Genomic DNA, 19383 nt, shown 5'->3' with positions numbered 1-19383 from the left:
ACCATGCACGTACTGGTTTGTGAAGACGACGAGCTGATCGCCAGCGGCATTGTCGCCGGCCTGACCGCCCAAGGCCTGACCGTGGAACACGTTGCCACGGCGTCCGCCGCGCGGGCGATGCTCAAGGTGGCGGAGTTTGACGTCATGGTGCTCGACCTCGGATTGCCGGACGAGGATGGCCTCAAGCTGCTGCAGCAGTTGCGCCATCAAGGCCTGGAGTTGCCGGTCTTGATCCTCACCGCCCGGGACTCGGTCACTGACCGTGTCGATGGCCTGCAAGCCGGTGCCGATGATTACCTGCTCAAACCATTCGACCTGCGCGAACTCGCTGCGCGCCTGCACACGCTGTTGCGGCGGGTGGCGGGGCGCAGCGTCAACCTGATCGAGCATGGTGCCCTGACCTACGACCCGAGCAGCCGCGAAACCACGCTCGCGGGGCAGCCGGTGGACCTGTCGCGTCGCGAGCAGTCATTGCTGCAAGCCTTGCTGCATAACCGTGGCCGCGTGTTGTCCACCGAGCAACTCAAGGACAGCGTCTACGGTTTCAACGACGAGCTGGAAAGCAATGCCCTAAACGTCCATATCCATCACCTGCGGCGCAAGCTCGGCAACGGCATTGTCGAGACGGTGCGTGGCCTGGGCTATCGCCTGGGGCCGGCTGATGGCGGAGAAGAATCGAAGTGATGAGTCTGCGTTTGCGCCTGAGCCTGACGCTCGGTGCCGCATTTGCCTTGATCTGGGCCCTGGCCGCGGCCTGGATGCTCAGTGATCTGCGCAATCAAATGATGTTTTCCCTCGACCAGCGCCTGGTGGCGTCGGCACGCATGGTCGCCGGCCTGATGGAGCAACTGCCGCCCGTGCCGAGCAAGGGCGAGGGCACTCATTTCAGCGCCGAACAGCTGAACATTCCGGGTGGCATGGCGTGCCAGGTCAGCTCGTTGCGCGGAGAAATCCTCGCCCGCAGTCACACCGAACCGCAGCAGACCCTGGAGGCCGAGAAACTCGGGTTTCACGATCAGATGATCGACGGCGCGCCATGGCGCAGTTTCACATTGGCCCGGGGCGATCTGCGCATCACCACCGCCGACCGGCAGATCGAGCGCGAGGCGTTGAACATGTCGATCCTGCTGGCCGCTTCGGTGCCGGTGGGCGTGGCGCTGCTCGGTTGCCTGTGTTTGCTCTGGCTGGGTATCGGCCAGGGGCTGGCGCCGCTCAACCGCATGCGCGACGCCTTGATGCGCCGCAGCGCCGATTCCCTCGAGCCCTTGCAGATCCAGCCGCTGCCCAGCGAGCTGCAACCCTTGCTGGAAACCCAGAACCAGTTGCTCCAGCGCATCGGCAAGACCATCGAGCGCGAACGTCGCCTGACCGGTGACGCGGCCCACGAACTGCGCAGCCCGCTGACCGCAATCAAGACCCACCTGCAAGTGGCACGGATGACTGAAGGTAGCGCCCGGGATCAGTCCCTGGCCCGGGCCGAAGAGGGGGCGGACCGCATGCACCGGACCCTCGAACAATTGCTGTTGCTGGCGCGCGTCGAGGGCAGTCTGTCGTTCGACGACGGTGTGCAATGCAACGCCGAGCAAGTGGCGAAACTGGCGATCCAGGACGCGGCGAGCGGTGATCGCCAGCGCATCAGGTTTCAGGCGCCGGGCAAGGTTTCCGTCGCACCGGTACAAATGCCCGCCGTGCTGTCGATTGCCGCGCTGCGCAACTTGCTCGACAACGCACTGCGCCATACCCCTGCCGACAAAACGGTGGAGTTGAGCCTGGAAACCACCGGCAATCGTGTGCAGTTCGTGGTGCGCGACCATGGGCCGGGGATTGCCGAAGAAGACCTGCAACACCTGACCCAGCGCTTCTGGCGCAACGGCCAGAGCACCGGTTGTGGTCTGGGGCTGGCGATTGTCCAGGCCATCGTACAGCGTTGCGGTTGCACGCTGCATTTCGATAGCCGGCCGGACGGCTTGCGGGTCGAACTGACGATGCCGCTGCAACCAGTCTGAAAAACACCACAGATCCCTTGTAGGAGCGGGCTTGCCCGCGAAGAGGCCGTCACATTCAACATCATTGTTGACTGTTACACCGCCTTCGCGGTGTAGAAACGGGGACATCCTTTACAAACGAAACCGGGGACATCCTTTACGTTTTTGCGGGTTTGAAAGGCGGTTTTCACCGCTTTTCAAACGACCTAAAAGGTAATTGCACAAAAACACTTCCCAGACCTCATCTTCCACCTCCTGAAGCCCCAGCGATTCACTCACAAATACCATCCCGCCTTTCCACTTAATTGAACCGTTTTGCCGGACCTTCCTGACCAGCATCTGTGCAGGATAATTCACCTCCGGCACATGCCCGTCGTAGAGGCGGCTGGATGGCACATAAACTGGTGCGCACCGCCACTGGTCGCAGCACCGTACTGTCGTTCCAGAGGGGGTACCACGGCATGAGTCAGGGCGCGTTGAGCCTTGATGGGCAGCCTGGGGCCGAAAAAGCCCCTGGGTGCCTTGCTCGGCAGCGGCGTGCAGTTCATGCCGTACCCTTACGATTACCGCTGCCCGTTCGGGCTTGGCGGCGCGCAAGGGGTCAAAGCCAACCTGAGTTACCTGGAAAATCTGCTCAGCGACCCTGAGGCGGGGGTGCAATTGCCGGCGGCGGTGATCGTCGAAGTGGTGCAGGGCGAGGGCGGGGTGATCCCGGCGGATCTGGACTGGTTGCGCGGTGTGCGGCGGATCACCGAACAGGCTGGCGTCGCGCTGATCGTCGATGAAATCCAGAGTGGCTTCGCCCGCACCGGCAAGATGTTCGCCTTCGAGCATGCCGGGATCATTCCCGATGTCGTGGTGATGTCCAAGGCCATCGGCGGCAGTCTGCCGCTGGCGGTCGTGGTCTATCGCGACTGGCTCGACACCTGGCTGCCGGGCGCCCATGCCGGGACGTTCCGTGGCAATCAGATGGCCATGGCCGCCGGTTCCGCGGTGATGCGTTATCTGGTGGAGCACAAGGTCTGCGAGCATGCCGCCGCGATGGGCGAGCGTCTGGCCGAGCACCTGCGCATCCTGCAGCGGGACTTCCCGCAACTGGGTGACATTCGCGGGCGTGGCTTGATGCTCGGCATCGAACTGGTCGACCCGACCGGCGCACTGGATGCCCAAGGCCATCCGCCGGCCTTCGCCCGCCTGGCACCCCTGCTGCAGCGTGAATGCCTCAAGCGTGGCTTGATCCTGGAACTCGGTGGTCGTCATGGCGCAGTGGTGCGCTTCCTGCCGCCGTTGGTGATTACTGCTGCGCAGATCGATCGCGTGGCCGAAATCTTCGGCCGGGCCCTGGCCGCCGCCACTGCCAATCCTTAAATTTTCCGCCCTGCGGAACGTTCTTTCTACATAACGGCTGCGCACACAGCGCAGCCCGCCCGAAAACGATGGAGAGACACCATGACGTCAGTATTCGACCGCGAGGACATCCTCTTTCAGGTCGTGGTCAACCACGAAGAGCAGTACTCGATCTGGCCCGACTACAAAGCCGTGCCACAAGGCTGGCGCACCGTGGGTAAAAGCGGGCTGAAAGAGGAATGCCTGGCTTATATTGAAGAGACCTAGACCGACATGCGTCCGTTGAGCCTGCGGCTGAAGATGGATGAGCAGACGGCTGTGGCGCACTGATCCGTCACGCCAAAAGAAGCCCGCTGGACTGGTGACAGTCGGCGGGCTTTTTCAGGTCTGGAGTTTGTGTTGTCTGTAAGGCCGCCTTCGCGAGCAAGCCCGCTTCCACAGGGGACCGCATTTCCAATGTGGGAGCGGGCTTGCTCGCGAAGAACGATAACGCAGTCCAACTGAGGTTACACGCCACTAAGCCCCTTGATGACCAGATCCACATTCCCTTCCAGCTCCGCCACCGGATCCTCGGCATCGGTGCTCAACACCACCAACCGGCTACCCGACCCGGCAATCACCGCTTTCAGCGCATCCGACGGTTGCCGGTGATGCAGCACCACCGCCACGTCATTGTCCTTGAGCTTCGTGGCCAATTGCGTGAGCGCCTCCGGAGTCCACTCGGCATCGGCATCGGCATCGGCGCGTGCGTCCTGGCCAATCAATTCCAGATTGAGACTGCCGATCAGGTAACCAAAGTGATCGCTGAGGCTCATCACACTGAGTTTGTCCGCATTGGCCAGCCGCGCTTCGCTGGTGGCACTGAGCTTGAGCAAACGCTGCTTGAGTGCTGCCAGGTTAGCGTCGATTTTCGGCTTGGCCTCGGGGGCCAGGCGCACCAGGTCCGCCGCCATTACATCGGCCATGCGCCCCATGTTATTGCTGGAGAACCACGGCTGACTGTTCAGCCCGTCGACCTTGTTGTCGGGCTGTACGGCTATGCCGGGCAGGGCGCCGTCCAACGGGCGGGCGGCGTCGACTTCGACGATGCGGATGTTGCTGCGCCGGGAGATCGGGTAAAGCGGGTCATCCGGCCACAGTGAGCGCAGGTCGATCACCGCATCGGCACCGTCCGCCAGTTTGGCCAGCGCCGGGGCACCACGGCCGGTGAAGTAGGCGGTCTGGCGGCTGCCGGGCAAATTGGCCGGGGCCGCACGTTCGAGGCTGACATCGGTACCCTTGAGCAAGACTTCACCGAGACCATAAGTAATCGGCAAGGTGGCCAGCACACGCAGCGGTTTGCCGTTGTCGGCGGCAATGGCCGTTGTCGCCAGTCCACACAGGGCGACGGCGAGGGTCAGTTGGCGCAGTGAAAAAATCATTTATCCAAGGTTCCCTTTCAGGCTGGGGACGACACCGCGCGCGAGGGCGGCCAGGGCGAAGGCGATACCGGCCACGAGGATGATCGCGGCGCCGGACGGGATCGGCAGGTCGAAGACGATCGGCGCGAGAATCCCGCACAGGGTGCTGACCGTGGCGATCAGTACCGAACACCAGAAAAAGCCCTTCAGCGATTGGCTGAGCAGGCGTGCCGCGGCGGCCGGAATCACCAGCAGGGCGCCGACCAGAATCGCGCCGATGACCTTCACGGCGGCGACGGTGATCAGCGTCACCAGAATCACGAACAGGTAATCCAGGGTTTTCACCGCCACCCCGCGTACCGCCGCCAGTTACGGGTTGAAACTGGCGAGCATGATGCGGTTGTACAAAGGCAAGGCCAGGGCCATGACCAGCGAACCGACGATGGCCAGCACCAGCAGGTCATTGCCGTTGACCGTCAGCACCGAGCCGAACAGCACGTTTTCCAGAATATGCACGTTGATCTTGCCCGCCAGAATCAGCAGCAGGCTCGCGCCCAGGGCGAGCGACACCGAGAGAAACACACCGATCAAGGTGTCCGGCGCCAGGCCGGTGCGGTTGCGCAGGTAGTTGAGCAGGATGCCGAACAGCAGGCAGTAGCCGAACAGGCTGCCGTAAGGCCCGGTGTAGGGTTCGCCGAGCAGAATGCCGATGGCCACGCCGGTCAGCGCTGCATGACCGACCGCCTCGGAGAAAAACGCGAAGCGCTTGACCACCACCAGCGTGCCCAGGCCTCCCAGCACCGGGCCGATCAGCAGTCCGGCGATCAATGCGTTGACCACGAACCCATAGGCCAGCGCCTCGGGCAGATAACCCGACGAGGCCCAGTCCTGGACCATCAGGCGAAAAGCTTCGTAACTCATCAGGCAAGGCTCCGTGGGTGGGTCGAGAACAGGGTCAACAGACGCTCCGGTGTCAGCGCCTGTTGCGGCGTGGCGTCGAACAGCACCCGGCGATTGAGCCCGGTGACGTGATCGGCCAGGCGCCCGACAGCTTCCAGGTCGTGCTCGATCCACAGCACGGTGATGCCCGCCGCTCGCCAGTCGCCGAGCAAGCATTCGAACACCTGAATCCCGGCTTCATCGAGGGCCGACATCGGTTCGTCGAGCACCAGCAATTGCGGAGGCGGAATCAGCCCCTGGGCCAGCAGCACCCGTTGCCGTTCGCCGCCGGACAGCGCGCCCATGCGGCGCTTGCGTTTGTCCTGCATGCCGACCCGCTCCAGCGCCTCGCCGATCGCCGCCGCGTAGTGTTTGCTCAAACCGAGAAAGGCCGGGCGCCGCTGGCACATGGCGGCCATGAAATCGTCGACGGTCATCGGCAAGCCCCGGTCGAACTCCAGCGCCTGTGGCACATAGCCGATGGTCCCCGGCCCGGCGGGCCATTGCAGGCTCAAGAGACCCTGGTGCGGCATCTGCCCGAGCAGGGTCTTGATCAGTGAACTCTTGCCGCCACCGTTGGGGCCGACCAGTGCGTGCACGCTGCCGGACTGAACCTGGAAGGTGACGTTGTCGAGGATCGTCGTGCGCCCGAGGGTCAGCCTGATGTCGGAAAAATCCAATGTCGGCCCCGCTCCCACAGGGTATTCGGCGTTTGGGGCGATGAGCGTTTCTTTCGATGTCATGCCCCCGACTCCTGAATCGCCCGCACCACGGTGTCGAGGTTGCCGGTCATTTCCTTTTCGTACTTGTCGGCGGTGTACTCGCCGTAGGAAATGTGCGACAGCGGATACAGCTTCACCCCGGACTCGCGCTGGATGGTATCGACGTAAGTGGAAGGAAAATCCATCTCCGAGAAGATCACCTTCACGTCCAGCTCACGCAGTTGATCGATGGTTTTTTTCAGCTGACTCGGGCTCGGTTCGATGCCATGGGCCGGTTCGACCACGGCCGTCACTTCCAGTCCGAACTCACGCAGCAGGTAGACGTAGGCCGCGTGCACGGTTGCCACCCGCAGTTCGGCGTTCGGTGCCTGGGTCAGTTTGGCCAGGGCATCGGCGCGCATCTTGCGCAGGCGCTTGCCGTAGGCGCGGGCGTTCTCGGTATAGGTCTTGGCATTGGCCGGGTCGAGCTTGCCCAGCTCCCGGGCGATGTTGTTGACCTGGGCAATCGAGGCGCTGATCGACAGGAAGGTGTGCGGGTTCACCACTTTACCGGCACCGCGTGCTGCCACGCCGGTGGCGGCCAGCAGCGGCACGTTTTCGTTGGCTTCGATCACCGGCACGTTCGGGGTTTCGCTGGCGGCGATCATGCGGTCGGCGAAATCGTCATGGCCGACGCCATTGAGCACGATCACGTCCAGCCCGCTGATGCGCTTGATGTCTTCGGCGCGGGGCTCGTAGGCATGCGGGTTGAAACCGGCCGGAATCAGCGGCACCACCTCGGCCTTGTCGCCGACGATGTTCGCCACGTAGCTGTAGTAAGGATGCAGGGTGATGCCGATGAGCAGGCGCTTGGCTTCGTCGGCGCTGGCCAGTGATGGCAACAGGCAGGCGAGCAAGCCGACCAGCAGCAGGCGCAAAAAACAACGTTGAGATGAATTGGGCATGGGAAAGCGGTCTTCTCTCGGAAAAAGGCGAGGGTTCAGTGCCGGTGCTGGCGGGTCACGCCGGCATCGAATTGCGCGACGACCTGCTGCCAGCCGGCGCTTTCGAGCGCGGCGTCGCTGAGGTCGGCAGGGGCCGTGAGCTTGCTGGCGCGGTTGAGCCAGATGTCCGGTGCATCATTGGCTGCGGCCAGACGCATCAGGAACGAACCGGCAACCGTCGGCGTCTGGCTCTGGCCGAAATAGGCCTTGGCGTCGAGCAATTGCCAGGCATGGCCGCCCCGGCTGACGGAGCTTGCGTCCCGGGCAAACGGGGCAAAACCTTCCTCAGCTAGCGCCTCGGGAGTCGGCAGCGCTTGCTGTTCCTGGCGCAGCAAATGAATCTCGTCCAGCGTCACCCGCAAATCGGCGTAAATACCTTGCTCGGATGCACTGAGGTCACGGCGCGCATCCAGTTGATGGCTGCTGACGCTGCTCACCTCATGGGATTCACCGCGCCAGAGCACCACCGAGCCGGCCACCGCCAAGATCATCAGGCACAGCAGCAGAATGTAGAGGGTTTCGTGACCGGCCCCGACCGGGCGCACGACTTGGGTCGTTGGAGTGCTCATGGTGCCTCGATGTCCGCTTGGTCGATTTCCACGACGTGACCGGGACCTGCGTCGAACAGTACATAGAACTCGGCGCCGGGCTTCTTGAAGGTCAGGGTCGAATCAGGCCCGAGCTTTCCCGGCACCAGGATGGTTTCGTCGTAGCCGATCACATCGAGGGTCACGCCCGGAGCGCCGCTGCCGTCGGAAAAACCGCCGGTGCACTTGATCTGCTCCGCGTCGATGGCCTTGCATTCGCACATCGGGTTGTGGGCCAGGGCGCTGGCGCTGAAGCCGGCGCAGAGCAGCAGTAACGTGGCGTTGAGCGAGCGAAGAGGGTTGATCATGGTTTGCCTCCTTGTTTGTTCAACCAGGCGATGGTGGCGGGGGAGGCCTGGCTCAACGGAATGGATGCCTGATGCATGGCGCCGTCCCAGCCTTCCATGGTGATCCACAGTTCGGCGTCGGCCGTGGTCTTTTCCGGGACTGGCAGCGAAGCGCCCATGCGGTACGGGGCGCCGAAGAAAATCACCCCGGCGGCGCGCAGGCTGCGGGGCTTGCCGATGCGCAGGTAAGTGGCCTTGACCTGGCCGATACAGGCCTCGCACAGCGCTGTGTTAAAACCCTTCATGTAGCCGGCGGGGCCTTCGAGCATCGGCGCTGAATTGCGCAATTCCGCCAGGCGCAGGCTCCAGGGGCCGACCCGGACTTCGCCGACTTCCCGTTCGCCAAGGCCACTGTCGCCGCGCATCAATGCCTCGTCGGCGAAGTACTTGGGCATGAAACCGAGTGGAATCAGCAGCAACAGGACGTTCAGGTGAAAGCGCCATTTGTGCCAGAACACACTCAGGCGCGAGGGTTGCGGGGCTGCAATGTCTTTGCTCACAGACTGGCCTCCGACACTTCGTTGCTCGTGGCCGGTTGCGCCGCGGTGTCGCGCTGTTTCTTGTTGCTGCGTTTGAAGGCATTGGCCGTGGCCAGCGCCGTGCGCTTGGTCCAGATCAGCAGACCGCTGAGCAACATCATGCTTAACAGCAGGCCGAAGAATGCCCAGATCAGCTTGATCCACAGTCCGCCGAAATCGCCGGTGTGCAGCGGGCGCATGGACTCGGTGACGAACTCCAGGGCCGAACGGTCCGAGATCAGGCGCGAGGCGGCGATTTCGCCGTTGTACGGGTTGATCGTGGCGGTCTGGAACATCAACGGATACCAACCGCGTCCGCCGACATCCAGGTGGCTGTAGGCATTGCCCGGCAGGCTGACGAAACTGGCCTCCAGCCCGGAGATTTCCTGGGTGGCGATTTCAATCGCGCGATCAAGGTCGATACGCGGCGGGGGCGAGCCATCGGCTGACAGCGGCACCGCTTCGCGGGACATCGCCGGGATGATCTTTTCCGTGGAAATGGAAATCTGGTTATCGGACAGCAATGCCTGGATCAGGAACCAGGTGCCGGTGACGGAAATCACCGCGATGAACCAGATCGACCAGATGCCGCTCAAGCGGTGAAAGTCGCCCCAGAAAATCCGCGCACCGTGGCGAAAGCGCAGGGTCGGGCGGAAGAAGCCTTTCCAGAAGCGTTTGTAGACCACCAGCCCGGTGATCAGCGACGCCAGCAATGGCAAACCGAGAAACGACACCAGGTACCAGCCCCAGCTGTAACCATTGGTGAACGGCACCAGCCACCAAGCGTGCAGTGCGCGGGTGAAGGCGCGGAAGTTGAATTCCGGCGCGACGCCCTGGATCACGCCGCTGTACGGATTGACATAAATCACCACCGAGCGCCCGTCGGGGTAGCTGACTTCGACATCCAGGGCGAAGTGCGACTCGTCGGGGCGACTGATGCTCTGCACCACGGTCTGCGGTTCGGCCCTATTGATGGCTTCGATGACCTGTTGATAGCTGAGCAGCGGAGCATCGTCCGAGGGCTGGCTGGCGCGCATTGACGGGTTGGCCAGCCAGACGATTTCCTGGCTGATGACGGCCAGGGTTCCGGTCACACAGACGATCAGCACGAAAAACCAGATCGGCAACGCCAGCCAGCTATGGACCAGGAACCAGATTTTTGAACGGGACTTCTTTGACATGTTGGAGGTCTTGGCTCGATGAGAGGCAGCTCGGCTGCGGGCTTCGCAGGGATGAGCGCCCTGAAGGTCCGATCGTGGCTTTTGCCTACGCGAAAGGACTGCATCTATGTAGGACGGATGAGCAGGGGAAATACCGAAAGGGGAAATGAAAGAAAATGTTTCTCATTGCCGACAGGTCAGGGGCGGGCATGCTTGCGCAAGTGATTAGCAAGTCGGCGGTGCTGTTGAAGGCGGGGCCCCTGTGGGAGCGAGCCTGCTCGCGAAGAGGCCCGCTCCAGCACCCGGGATTTCAACCTTGGGCAAACATCTCCTTGGCCCGTTGCTCAATCTGTTCCTGAGTCAGATCTTCCTTGTGAGTGGCCAGGAACCACAGGTGCCCGTAGGGATCCTTCAAGGTCCCGGAACGGTCGCCATAAAACTGGTCCTTGACCTCCGATACAACGGTTGCGCCGGCATCGATCGCCTGTTTGTAGGACTTGTCGACATCCGTCACATACAAATGCAGACCCACGGACGGCGAATTGTCCGGATTGCTCAGCGGCCCTTGATCGCACGGTGTGCCCAGCATGATCGGGCAATCGCCGATGCGCAGTTCAGCGTGGCCGACACTGCCACCGGGCATGTCCAGGCGCATGATTTCAATGGCGCCAAAGGCTTTTTTGTAGAAGGCGATGGCTTCGGCGGCTTTGTTGATGCCCAGATAGGGGGTGACGCTGTGATACCCCTCTGGAATGGGTTTGACGCTCATGATGGATCTCCCTGTTGTTGTTTTGTGAATGGAAAGTACCTGTGCCGTTGTACGACCGAATAAATATAGGCCAGCCTCTTTCGCCTCACCGAGTGCCCGACGAGCAGCAGCGCCATTTAAGTGCCATCAAGCCGGCTCCAACCAGTGCGCTCCCGGGCCGCGTTCTCCCAGCACATCGACAATGATCGCCATTTCTTGATAGCCACTATTGAAAGCGTTGATTTCTGCTGTCCGGGAGGCGCGAGTAGCCTGTGTTCATTGCCTCGAACCCAGTCGCCAGGACGCCAGAAATGAAACCGATGATTGCCACTTTGCTGATGCTCGCCGTCGCCGTACTCGCCGGATGTGCCAGCCATGTTTCCCCTGAGCTTCGGCCTTACACGGCTGAAGAAAGCAAGGAACTGGCACTGGAGGCGTTGAACCGCCGCGGTCTGTCCTTCGACGAATACCACGCGAAAAAAGCCGAGCTGCTCGGACAGCCGCAAAAGTCGTTCAACTTCGACAACCAGGGTGAAATGAACGCCGGGCGATCTGTACAGCTTCACGGTCGTTCAAGCTGAAGCGAAACTGTACTGCTCCAAGTTTCGCGTAACTGTCCATGGGTTTCATCCAGGGTGTGCGATAGGGTCAACACCTGACCGACCCTGACGGACTACCACCCATGACGCTCTCTCTCGACCTGCTGCTGGGCTTCGCCCTGTTTGCCCTCGTCACTTCGATCACGCCCGGCCCGAACAACACCATGTTGCTGGCATCCGGGGTGAACTTCGGCTTCAACCGCACTATTCCGCACATGCTCGGTATCACCTGTGGCTTCTTTGTACTGGTGGTGGCGGTCGGTTTTGGCCTTGGCGCGGTGTTCCAGACTTACCCTTTGCTCTACACCGTGCTGCGTTATGCGGGGGCGGCGTATTTGCTGTATCTGGCGTGGAAAATCGCCCATTCCGGGCCCATGTCGGAGAGTCGGCAGGGCGAGGCGAAACCGATCAGCTATCTGGGCGCCGCCGCGTTCCAGTGGGTCAATCCCAAGGCCTGGATCATGGCCATTGGCGCTATCAGCACCTACACACCGATGCAGGGTTACTTCACCAATGTGATCGTGATCGCGGCCGTCTTTGCGATCATCAACCTGCCGAGTGTCGGTGTCTGGGCCGCTTGCGGCACGCTGTTGCGCAATGTTCTGAAGGATCGCCGCTGGCTGCGCCTGTTCAATTGGGGCATGGCCGCGCTGCTCGTGGGTTCGCTGTATCCGCTGTTGCTCGAAAGCTTTAGCTGACGCATTGCTTCAACCGCTTGCCCGATGCCTGTTAAGCTGACTTTTCAGGAGCGTTCCTACGCACTTTTAAATGAAGTAGTTCTTCTTTAACGGCATCCGATCAGGTATTGGTAGCGTTCTGAAAACAGCGCGCAGCTCACAAGGCTGCGTTTTGCCGTTTGCAGTCACGAGCTTCCTGATCCCGGAACACGCTCTGCGAGTCTTTTATGAATAAACGTCCGTTGTATTTCGATTACGCCGCCACCACGCCGGTGGATGAGCGGGTCATCAAGGTGATGGTCGAGTGTCTGGGCTTTACCGGCAATTTCGGCAACCCGGCCTCCAGCTCCCACGTCTTCGGCCAGCAGGCCCGGCAATCGGTCGAACAGGCGCGATGCCAGGTCGCCGAACTGGTCGGCGCGACGCCCGGGCAGATCGTCTGGACCTCCGGCGCCACCGAATCCAACAACCTCGCGCTCAAAGGCGTGACCCAGGCCCGCGGCACTGGCGGCGGCCATATCATCACCAGCCAGATCGAACACAAGGCCATTCTCGATACCGCCAGGCAACTGCAGGAGGCCGGTGTCGCGGTGACCTATCTGGTGCCGGACGCCGAGGGCCTGATCACCGCGCAAGCAGTCAGCGAAGCCATGCGCGAGGACACCTTCCTGGTGTCGCTGATGCTGGTCAACAACGAACTGGGCACCCTTAACGACATTCCCGCCATCGGTCAGGTCGTGCGTGATCGCGGGGCGTTGTTCCATGTCGACGCCGCACAGGGCGCGGGCAAAGTAGCGATCGATCTCGGGCAGTGGCCGGTGGACCTGATGTCGTTTTCCGCACACAAGCTCTATGGCCCCAAAGGTATCGGCGCGTTGTACGTCGGTCCGCGTGCACAACAACGATTGCAGGCGCAGATCCATGGCGGCGGGCATGAGGGCGGTTTGCGTTCCGGCACACTGGCGACCCATCAGATCGTGGCCATGGGCGCGGCCTTTGCACTGGCGGCGGCTGTGTTCGATGAAGAGAAAGCCACCATCGTGCGTTTGCGTGACCGCTTGCTCGAGCAATTGCAGAGCGTTCCCGGTGTGCGTCTCAACGGCAGCCCGACCCGGCGCATTCCCCATACCCTGAGCCTGACCTTCGACGAAGGCGAGTTCAACCCGGCGGCGTTGCTGGCCTCGATCGCGTTTTCCGCGACTTCGGCCTGCAGTTCCGCGAGCAATACCCCATCCCACGTACTGCTGGCCCTGGGGCACGATGCCCGCTCGGCCGGTCGTACCATCCGCTTGAGCCTCGGGCGTTTCACCACCGAGCAGGACATCGACCAGGCGGTTCAACTGATCAAGGCAGCCTGCGCCAGTGCTCCGGCATTCTGGCAATAGGGCGACGAAGCGCCGACGTTGATCGGCACTCAACAATAATGAACAAGTGATTAGCAGGAGACACGATGAATACGCAGCTTTCGATCAATGGATCGGTGCCCCAGCGCCTGGCGCAAACCCGCGAACTGATGAGCCGGGAGGGCATTCACGCCTTGCTGGTGCCGTCGGCCGACCCGCACCTGTCCGAATACCTGCCGGGTTACTGGCAAGGGCGCCAGTGGTTGTCGGGCTTCCATGGTTCGGTCGGCACCCTGATCGTGACCCCGGACTTTGCCGGCGTCTGGGCCGACAGCCGTTATTGGGAGCAGGCGACCAAGGAACTCAAGGGCAGCGGCATTGACCTGGTCAAGCTGCAACCGGGTCAACCCGGGCCACTGGAATGGCTGGCCGAGCAAACCCCCGAGGGTGGCGTTGTCGCGGTCGACGGCGCGGTCATGGCCGTGGCTTCGGCACGGACCCTGAGCACCAAGCTTGAAGAGCGCGGCGCTCACCTGCGCACCGACATCGATCTGTTGAGCGGCGTCTGGAGCGCCCGCCCAGGCCTGCCGAACGAACCGATCTATCAGCACCTGCCTCCACAGGCGACCGTCAGCCGTGGCGAAAAACTCGCCAAACTGCGTGAAACCCTTCAGACGCGGGGTGCCGACTGGCATTTCATCGCCACCCTGGATGACATCGCCTGGCTGTTCAACCTGCGTGGCGGCGACGTGTCGTTCAACCCGGTGTTTGTTTCTTTCGCCTTGATCAATCAGCAAACGGCCACGCTGTTTGTCGCCTTGAGCAAAGTCAGCGCCGAGTTGCGCGCCATCCTCGAACAGGACGGCGTGACCTTGCGCGATTACAGCGAGGTCGCCGCCGCTCTGCGCGCCGTACCGAGCGGCGCGAGCCTGCAAGTCGACCCGACGCGGGTCACGGCGGGATTGCTGGACAACCTCAACAGCGGGGTGAAGCTGATCGAAGGCCTAAACCCGACGACCCTGGCCAAATCGCAAAAAAGCCTGGCCGATGCCGAACACATCCGTCAGGCCATGGAGCAGGACGGCGCAGCACTGTGCGAATTCTTCGCCTGGCTGGACTCGGCACTGGGGCGCGAGCGCATCACCGAACTGACCATCGACGAAAAACTCACCGCCGCCCGTGAGCGCCGTCCGGATTATGTGTCGCTGAGTTTCAACACCATCGCCGCATTCAACGCCAATGGCGCGATGCCGCACTACCATGCCACCGAAGAAGAACACGCAGTGATCGAAGGGGACGGCCTGCTGCTGATCGACTCCGGTGGCCAGTACCTGGGCGGCACCACCGACATCACGCGGATGGTTGCGGTGGGCACACCGACCGATGAGCAAAAACGCGATTGCACCCGCGTGCTCAAGGGCGTGATTGCCTTGTCCCGCGCGCAGTTCCCGAAAGGCATCCTGTCGCCGCTGCTCGATGCCATCGCCCGTGCGCCCATCTGGGCGGAAAGTGTCGACTACGGTCACGGCACCGGTCATGGCGTCGGCTACTTCTTGAACGTCCACGAAGGTCCGCAAGTCATCGCTTATCAGGCCGCACCTGCACCGCAAACCGCGATGCAACCCGGCATGATCACGTCCATTGAGCCGGGCACCTATCGTCCGGGCCGTTGGGGTGTGCGGATCGAAAACCTGGCGATGAACCGTGAGGCAGGCAAAAGCGAATTCGGCGAGTTCCTGAAGTTCGAAACGCTGACCCTGTGCCCGATCGATACGCGCTGCCTGGAAACCTCGCTGCTGTCGGACGAGGAAAAACAGTGGTTCAACACCTACCACGCCGAAGTGCGCGAGCGCCTGAGTCCGTTGGTTGAGGATGCTGCGCTTGAGTGGCTCAATACCCGCACCGCGGCTATCTGATTGGCTGTAGCCCGGGCGCTGTCTCCAGCGCTTGGCTTATTTAGTCGACAAAGGCTCTGCCCCTGGCGAATTGGCGACGATTCGCCGGGGCAAACCACAAAAACCGCCCATCTGCTGCTCTTGTCGGGAGCGGCGACGGGGCGGTTGGTGGTCGGGGCTTAGCTCAAGGCTTCGAGCACGAAGTCCAGTCGATCCTGGCCGAAGTACAACTGGTTATCGACAAACATGCTGGGTACGCCGAATACGCCGCGCTGCACCGCTTTCTCGGTGTTGTCCTTGAGCGTTGCCTTGACTGTTTCGTCGGCGGTCAGTGCCAGCACCTCGTTGGGATCGAAACCGTTGTCGCTCAGCACCGCGGCCACGGTTGCCGGGTCATTGAGGTTGCGGCCATCGACCCACAGGGCCTTGAACAGGCAGTCAATGAAGGCGACAAAACGCTCGGGGTGGTGCAACTGAATGCCGGTCACGGCACGCATCAGCATCAGGGTGTTGATCGGGAAATGCGGATTGAACTTCAGTGGCACGCCATAGCGCCGGGCATAACGGTCGAGGTCCAGAATCATGTGGCGGCCCTTGGCCGGAATGGTCGCCGGGGAGGCGTTGCCGGTGGCCTTGAACACACCGCCAAGCAGGATCGGGATGTAGATCAGCTGGCTGTCGGTTTGCTCACAGATTGCCGGTAGCTGGGTATACGCCAGGTAAGTGGTGGGGCTGCCCAGGTCAAAAAGGAATTCCACGGTTTTGCTCATGGTCGGTGCGCTCTGCTTATTGTTGTAGGGGAGGGCTTACCAGCGTTCGCTCCAGGGGCGAAGGTCCAGTTCGAAAGTCCAGGCGTCGCGGGGCTGGCTGTGCAGGTACCAGTAATTCTCGGCAATGTGTTCGGGGTTGAGGATGCCGTCCTGATCCTTGGTCGCGTATTTCTCGGGGAAGCTGTCGCGGATGAAATCGGTATCGATGGCGCCGTCGACGACGACATGGGCAACGTGAATATTCATCGGGCCGAGCTCTCGGGCCATGCTTTGCGCCAGTGCACGAATTCCGTGCTTGGCACCGGCAAATGCGGCAAAGCCGGCGGCACCGCGCAGGCCGGCGGTAGCACCGGTGAACAGGATCGTGCCCCGCTGGCGCTTGGCCATGCGTTTGGCCACTTCCCGGGCGTTGAGAAACCCCGAGAAACAGGCCATTTCCCAGATCTTGAAATACTTGCGGGCGGTTTCTTCGAGAATGCTGCACGGCACGTTGGCACCGATGTTGAACACGAACGCCTCGATGGGGCCGATCTCGCTTTCGATCTGCTCGACCAGTGCCACCACATCGTCTTCCTTGCGAGCGTCGCAGGCAAAACCGTGGGCCTCGCCACCATCGGCCCTGATGGCATCCACCAGTGGCTGGAGCTTGTCTGCACTGCGGCGGGTGACGCAGGCGACAAAACCCTCCCGGGCAAAACGCTTGGCTATGGCGCCACCCGTGGCATCACCTGCACCGACGACCAGTACGACCTTCTTGTTATTCATGGGTAGATCCCTTTTGGTAAACGATCGTTAACTAAACGAACGTTATGCTATGATTCGACAGACGTCAAGGTGAGCAATTCAAGGGGAAGGGCAATGCGTTATTCGGCCAGTCACAAGCTGGAAACCAGGCAAAGGCTGCTGGAAAGCAGTGCGGTATCGGCCAAGAAGTCCGGATTTTCAACGGTGGGCGTGGACGGCCTGATGAAAGCGATTGGCTTGAGTGGCGGCGCCTTCTATAGCCACTTCTCGTCGAAAGACGAGCTGTTCGCAAGCATAGTCGAGCGTGAGTTGGGGCAAAGTCTGACGCGACTGGGGGAGGGGCAGGACCGTGACAAGCTTGAGCGCTGCTTGAAACAGTACCTGAGTATGTCTCACGTCGAGAATCCGGAGACCGGTTGTGCATTGCCGGCATTGGGGGCGGAAATTGCCCGTTCCGACGTGACTGTCCGTCAACAGGCAGAGCACTGGATTTGTCGACTTCAGGAACGTTGGGCGGGTGTTCTGCAAAGCGACAGCCTGGCGTGGGCGATTCTGTCGCAATGTATTGGCGCGCTGGTCGTAGCGCGCATGCTGGCTAGTCCGGATATCCAGCGCACTGTGCTGAAGTCCAGCTACGAGGAAATTGGCCGTCAGATCGCAAGTCCGAGAACCTGAAACGACGGCCCTGCCTATTTGCAGATGACAATCATGCTGCGGCTGGTATAACCCGCAGGATTGAGGCCAAACGGATAATCGCCGGGCTCTTCCACGGCATCTCCCGATTTGGCGATGACCTTGTATCCCTTGGGTGCGCAGGAGTTGGCAGCGCTGGCGTAGCATTTGTCCCAGGACGAAGACAGTCCGGAACAGTTGATGTGTAGCCCTTTCTTGCCGTGCTTGATCTGTGTGTTTGACGTCGCCGCGCAGCCCGCAATTGCAAGTACGGCGATCAAAATCAAAAATCGTTTCATTACTGTCCTTATAGCATCCCCGGATCTGGTGCCCGGGTCTGGCTGCATTCGCTTTCGCTAGATGCGTACCTATATCCCTACCTGAAATTATCCGTGGTATGACTCTGGGTTGCGGGGCTAAACATGGCCTAATTGAGCGGCAAATACCAGACCCGTGTCATCTCCGTTCTCAATCTGCCGTTACTACTGGTCTGGCGGCAGTGCTCATGGTCATGGTTGCGCCGACGGATGCCAGAATGATGCACATGATTGCCATCCATTGTGACAGCGAGAGGTATTCATGAAGGAACAGCAAGCCAGATAGTGCGCCGAAGGCAGGCTCGATACTCATCAATGTGCCGAAGGTTCTGGCCGGCATGCGGGTCAGCGCGATCATCTCCAGGGTGTAGGGGAGGGCAGTGGACAAGATGGCGACGCCGAGGGCTACTGGGATCAATGACGGGGTCAGCAGAGCGGAACCGGCATGGACAATGCCGATGGGGGCTACGAATAGCGCAGCAATCATTACCCCCAGCGCGGCGGTTTGCACACCATTGTCGGCTCCGGCTTTTTGGCCGAACAAAATGTACAGTGCCCAGCAGACCCCGGCACCCAAGGCATAACCGGTGCCTACCAGATCGATGCCTGCGCTCGCTTCTCCTGTCGGTATCAGTAACAGTAAGCCGACGGCAGCCAGGGCGATCCACAAAAAGTCGATCGCGCGACGCGAGGAATAGATCGCCACGGCCAGTGGGCCGGTGAATTCAAGAGCCACCGCGATGCCCAGCGGGACGGTTTGCAACGACATATAGAAGAGGAAGTTCATGCCGCCCAGCGCCATCCCGTAGACGATGACGGTGCGCAGGGACCTTGCGGTGAGTATTGCCCGCCATGGACGCAGTATCAGCATCATGATCACACTGGCAAAAATCAGTCGTAACGTTGTCGTCCCCTGAGGGCCAACAACGGAGAACATGCTTTTGGCCAGGGAGGCTCCGGACTGGATCGACGCCATGGCTATTAGCAGCAGCCCAACCGAGAACAGGGTAGAGGCTAGGCTGCGAGGCTGGTTATTCATTACGTGGCATCGTCCGAAATATAGGAATCAAGGGTGTTTCTAGTTGTGTTGGGCAATATACTGCGCATTCCCTGCAGGCGCGTCTATATATAAGCAGTGTTTTTGCACATATCGATAGAAACCAAAATCAGTGCTTGACGGCAGATTCCAGGTGTCTATAATTCGCCCCACTTCCGGCGCAGTCGAAACGGAAAACTCCTTGGTGAACAAAGAGTTACGCAGTTTTCGGCAGCAGGTTGCTTCAGTTCATCGAAGTCGAAAGGAAGTTGAAAAAGAGGTGTTGACAGCAGCGTGTAACGCTGTAGAATTCGCCTCCCGCTGACGAGAGATCTGAAGCGCAAGTGGTTGAAGCTGTTAAAGATTTCCAAGCGAAACTTTGAAAACTTCTGAAAATAATCACTTGACAGCAAATGAGGCTGCTGTAGAATGCGCGCCTCGGTTGAGACGAAAGATCTTAACCAACCGCTCTTTAACAACTGAATCAAGCAATTCGTGTGGGTGCTTGTGGAGTCAGACTGCTAGTCAACAGATTATCAGCATCACAAGTTACTCCGCGAGAAATCAAAGATGTAACCAACGATTGCTGAGCCA

At 60.9% G+C, this 19383-nt stretch carries 19 protein-coding genes and 4 pseudogenes; 9 read left to right on the top strand and 14 right to left on the bottom strand.

From position 1 onward, the window contains the following. Window positions 1-3 precede the first annotated feature (3 nt). Both AC1DVE_RS27830 and AC1DVE_RS27825 read left to right on the top strand, forming a co-directional pair. Window positions 4-684, top strand: coding sequence for a response regulator (locus AC1DVE_RS27830; RefSeq protein ID WP_008020398.1), 681 nt, complete (start codon window positions 4-6; stop codon window positions 682-684). After that, a complete protein-coding gene (locus tag AC1DVE_RS27825) occupies window positions 681-2006 on the top strand; it encodes an ATP-binding protein (protein WP_223533334.1) in 1326 nt (441 codons plus the stop codon). The genes AC1DVE_RS27830 and AC1DVE_RS27825 overlap by 4 nt, the downstream gene beginning before the upstream one ends. A gap of 111 nt (window positions 2007-2117) precedes the next feature. Here the strand turns inward: AC1DVE_RS27825 and AC1DVE_RS27820 are convergent. Further along, window positions 2118-2393 (bottom strand): annotated as a pseudogene (locus AC1DVE_RS27820) (IS481 family transposase); the annotation flags it as partial. On the opposite strand from AC1DVE_RS27820, the pseudogene AC1DVE_RS27815 reads away from it, so the two are divergent. Both AC1DVE_RS27815 and AC1DVE_RS27810 read left to right on the top strand, forming a co-directional pair. Beyond that, a pseudogene (locus tag AC1DVE_RS27815) lies at window positions 2378-3353 on the top strand (aminotransferase class III-fold pyridoxal phosphate-dependent enzyme); the annotation flags it as partial. The pseudogenes AC1DVE_RS27820 and AC1DVE_RS27815 sit on opposite strands and share 16 nt — an antisense overlap. A gap of 81 nt (window positions 3354-3434) precedes the next feature. Next, a pseudogene (locus tag AC1DVE_RS27810) lies at window positions 3435-3596 on the top strand (MbtH family protein); the annotation flags it as partial. A gap of 242 nt (window positions 3597-3838) precedes the next feature. Here the strand turns inward: AC1DVE_RS27810 and AC1DVE_RS27805 are convergent. The 9 genes and pseudogenes from AC1DVE_RS27805 to AC1DVE_RS27765 form a co-directional block, all read right to left on the bottom strand. Further along, entirely contained in the window at window positions 3839-4753 is a 915-nt protein-coding gene (locus tag AC1DVE_RS27805; protein WP_223536653.1) for a metal ABC transporter substrate-binding protein, read from the bottom strand. Continuing rightward, window positions 4754-5653, bottom strand: a pseudogene (locus tag AC1DVE_RS27800) (metal ABC transporter permease). Then, entirely contained in the window at window positions 5653-6414 is a 762-nt protein-coding gene (locus tag AC1DVE_RS27795; protein WP_223536656.1) for a metal ABC transporter ATP-binding protein, read from the bottom strand. The pseudogene AC1DVE_RS27800 and the gene AC1DVE_RS27795 overlap by 1 nt, the downstream one beginning before the upstream one ends. Beyond that, the gene (locus AC1DVE_RS27790; protein ID WP_223536659.1) at window positions 6411-7337 is read right to left on the bottom strand and encodes a metal ABC transporter substrate-binding protein; all 927 of its coding nucleotides are present in this window, start codon (window positions 7335-7337) and stop codon (window positions 6411-6413) included. The genes AC1DVE_RS27795 and AC1DVE_RS27790 overlap by 4 nt, the downstream gene beginning before the upstream one ends. 35 nt (window positions 7338-7372) lie before the next feature. Beyond that, window positions 7373-7945, bottom strand: coding sequence for a DUF6162 family protein (locus tag AC1DVE_RS27785; protein WP_223536662.1), 573 nt, complete (start codon window positions 7943-7945; stop codon window positions 7373-7375). Then, the gene (locus AC1DVE_RS27780) at window positions 7942-8271 is read right to left on the bottom strand and encodes a hypothetical protein (protein WP_223543332.1); all 330 of its coding nucleotides are present in this window, start codon (window positions 8269-8271) and stop codon (window positions 7942-7944) included. Before AC1DVE_RS27780 ends, AC1DVE_RS27785 begins: the two co-directional genes overlap by 4 nt. Then, window positions 8268-8810: a thiamine pyrophosphate-binding protein gene (locus tag AC1DVE_RS27775; RefSeq protein ID WP_477784350.1), complete on the bottom strand. Its 543-nt coding sequence runs from the start codon at window positions 8808-8810 to the stop codon at window positions 8268-8270. Before AC1DVE_RS27775 ends, AC1DVE_RS27780 begins: the two co-directional genes overlap by 4 nt. Then, window positions 8807-10009 carry a PepSY-associated TM helix domain-containing protein gene (locus tag AC1DVE_RS27770; RefSeq protein ID WP_477784349.1) on the bottom strand — a complete coding sequence of 401 codons (1203 nt, stop codon included), beginning with the start codon at window positions 10007-10009 and terminating at the stop codon, window positions 8807-8809. The genes AC1DVE_RS27775 and AC1DVE_RS27770 overlap by 4 nt, the downstream gene beginning before the upstream one ends. A 289-nt stretch (window positions 10010-10298) precedes the next feature. Then, window positions 10299-10757 carry a VOC family protein gene (locus AC1DVE_RS27765; RefSeq protein WP_223456830.1) on the bottom strand — a complete coding sequence of 153 codons (459 nt, stop codon included), beginning with the start codon at window positions 10755-10757 and terminating at the stop codon, window positions 10299-10301. Between the two features lie 290 nt (window positions 10758-11047). Between AC1DVE_RS27765 and AC1DVE_RS27760 the strand changes: the two genes are divergently transcribed. From AC1DVE_RS27760 to AC1DVE_RS27745, 4 genes are all read left to right on the top strand, one after another. Continuing rightward, complete coding sequence (locus AC1DVE_RS27760) at window positions 11048-11317, top strand: hypothetical protein (RefSeq protein WP_223543330.1); 270 nt, start codon at window positions 11048-11050, stop codon at window positions 11315-11317. Between the two features lie 101 nt (window positions 11318-11418). Beyond that, on the top strand, window positions 11419-12033 hold the full coding sequence (locus tag AC1DVE_RS27755) for a LysE family translocator (RefSeq protein ID WP_223543329.1): 615 nt from the start codon (window positions 11419-11421) through the stop codon (window positions 12031-12033). 206 nt (window positions 12034-12239) lie between these two features. Further along, a complete protein-coding gene (locus tag AC1DVE_RS27750; protein ID WP_223456828.1) occupies window positions 12240-13397 on the top strand; it encodes a cysteine desulfurase family protein in 1158 nt (385 codons plus the stop codon). A 65-nt stretch (window positions 13398-13462) separates the two neighbouring features. Continuing rightward, entirely contained in the window at window positions 13463-15271 is a 1809-nt protein-coding gene (locus AC1DVE_RS27745) for an aminopeptidase P family protein (RefSeq protein ID WP_223456826.1), read from the top strand. Window positions 15272-15429: 158 nt separating this feature from the next. On the opposite strand, the gene AC1DVE_RS27740 is transcribed toward AC1DVE_RS27745, so the two are convergent. Next, window positions 15430-16020, bottom strand: a complete 591-nt coding sequence (locus AC1DVE_RS27740; RefSeq protein ID WP_223456823.1) for a 2-hydroxychromene-2-carboxylate isomerase — start codon at window positions 16018-16020, stop codon at window positions 15430-15432. A gap of 36 nt (window positions 16021-16056) precedes the next feature. Next, complete coding sequence (locus AC1DVE_RS27735; RefSeq protein ID WP_223456821.1) at window positions 16057-16785, bottom strand: SDR family oxidoreductase; 729 nt, start codon at window positions 16783-16785, stop codon at window positions 16057-16059. A 93-nt stretch (window positions 16786-16878) separates the two neighbouring features. On the opposite strand from AC1DVE_RS27735, the gene AC1DVE_RS27730 reads away from it, so the two are divergent. Then, complete coding sequence (locus AC1DVE_RS27730) at window positions 16879-17439, top strand: TetR/AcrR family transcriptional regulator (protein WP_150755959.1); 561 nt, start codon at window positions 16879-16881, stop codon at window positions 17437-17439. Between the two features lie 14 nt (window positions 17440-17453). Here the strand turns inward: AC1DVE_RS27730 and AC1DVE_RS27725 are convergent, their stop codons facing one another. Together AC1DVE_RS27725 and rhtA are read right to left on the bottom strand one after the other, a co-directional pair. Further along, window positions 17454-17735 (bottom strand): hypothetical protein, encoded by a 282-nt coding sequence (locus AC1DVE_RS27725; RefSeq protein WP_223456820.1) that lies wholly within the window; start codon window positions 17733-17735, stop codon window positions 17454-17456. 169 nt (window positions 17736-17904) lie between these two features. After that, window positions 17905-18792: a threonine/homoserine exporter RhtA gene (gene rhtA / locus AC1DVE_RS27720; protein WP_477784348.1), complete on the bottom strand. Its 888-nt coding sequence runs from the start codon at window positions 18790-18792 to the stop codon at window positions 17905-17907. Window positions 18793-19383: the final 591 nt, after the last annotated feature.

It is taken from the genome of Pseudomonas sp. P4_B4, assembly GCF_056402255.1.
This window is presented reverse-complemented; position numbering and strand designations above follow the sequence as displayed.

What these genes read in the sequence shown, in the direction of transcription:
- AC1DVE_RS27725 (WP_223456820.1), bottom strand. Translation starts at nt 17,735, where the DNA reads ATGAAACGATTTTTGATTTTGATCGCCGTACTTGCAATTGCGGGCTGC.
- AC1DVE_RS27750 (WP_223456828.1), top strand. Translation starts at nt 12,240, where the DNA reads ATGAATAAACGTCCGTTGTATTTCGATTACGCCGCCACCACGCCGGTG.
- AC1DVE_RS27830 (WP_008020398.1), top strand. Translation starts at nt 4, where the DNA reads ATGCACGTACTGGTTTGTGAAGACGACGAGCTGATCGCCAGCGGCATT.
- AC1DVE_RS27780 (WP_223543332.1), bottom strand. Translation starts at nt 8,271, where the DNA reads ATGATCAACCCTCTTCGCTCGCTCAACGCCACGTTACTGCTGCTCTGC.
- AC1DVE_RS27730 (WP_150755959.1), top strand. Translation starts at nt 16,879, where the DNA reads ATGCGTTATTCGGCCAGTCACAAGCTGGAAACCAGGCAAAGGCTGCTG.
- AC1DVE_RS27765 (WP_223456830.1), bottom strand. Translation starts at nt 10,757, where the DNA reads ATGAGCGTCAAACCCATTCCAGAGGGGTATCACAGCGTCACCCCCTAT.
- AC1DVE_RS27740 (WP_223456823.1), bottom strand. Translation starts at nt 16,020, where the DNA reads ATGAGCAAAACCGTGGAATTCCTTTTTGACCTGGGCAGCCCCACCACT.
- AC1DVE_RS27755 (WP_223543329.1), top strand. Translation starts at nt 11,419, where the DNA reads ATGACGCTCTCTCTCGACCTGCTGCTGGGCTTCGCCCTGTTTGCCCTC.
- AC1DVE_RS27790 (WP_223536659.1), bottom strand. Translation starts at nt 7,337, where the DNA reads ATGCCCAATTCATCTCAACGTTGTTTTTTGCGCCTGCTGCTGGTCGGC.
- AC1DVE_RS27795 (WP_223536656.1), bottom strand. Translation starts at nt 6,414, where the DNA reads ATGACATCGAAAGAAACGCTCATCGCCCCAAACGCCGAATACCCTGTG.
- AC1DVE_RS27745 (WP_223456826.1), top strand. Translation starts at nt 13,463, where the DNA reads ATGAATACGCAGCTTTCGATCAATGGATCGGTGCCCCAGCGCCTGGCG.
- AC1DVE_RS27805 (WP_223536653.1), bottom strand. Translation starts at nt 4,753, where the DNA reads ATGATTTTTTCACTGCGCCAACTGACCCTCGCCGTCGCCCTGTGTGGA.
- rhtA (WP_477784348.1), bottom strand. Translation starts at nt 18,792, where the DNA reads ATGAATAACCAGCCTCGCAGCCTAGCCTCTACCCTGTTCTCGGTTGGG.
- AC1DVE_RS27735 (WP_223456821.1), bottom strand. Translation starts at nt 16,785, where the DNA reads ATGAATAACAAGAAGGTCGTACTGGTCGTCGGTGCAGGTGATGCCACG.
- AC1DVE_RS27760 (WP_223543330.1), top strand. Translation starts at nt 11,048, where the DNA reads ATGAAACCGATGATTGCCACTTTGCTGATGCTCGCCGTCGCCGTACTC.
- AC1DVE_RS27770 (WP_477784349.1), bottom strand. Translation starts at nt 10,009, where the DNA reads ATGTCAAAGAAGTCCCGTTCAAAAATCTGGTTCCTGGTCCATAGCTGG.
- AC1DVE_RS27785 (WP_223536662.1), bottom strand. Translation starts at nt 7,945, where the DNA reads ATGAGCACTCCAACGACCCAAGTCGTGCGCCCGGTCGGGGCCGGTCAC.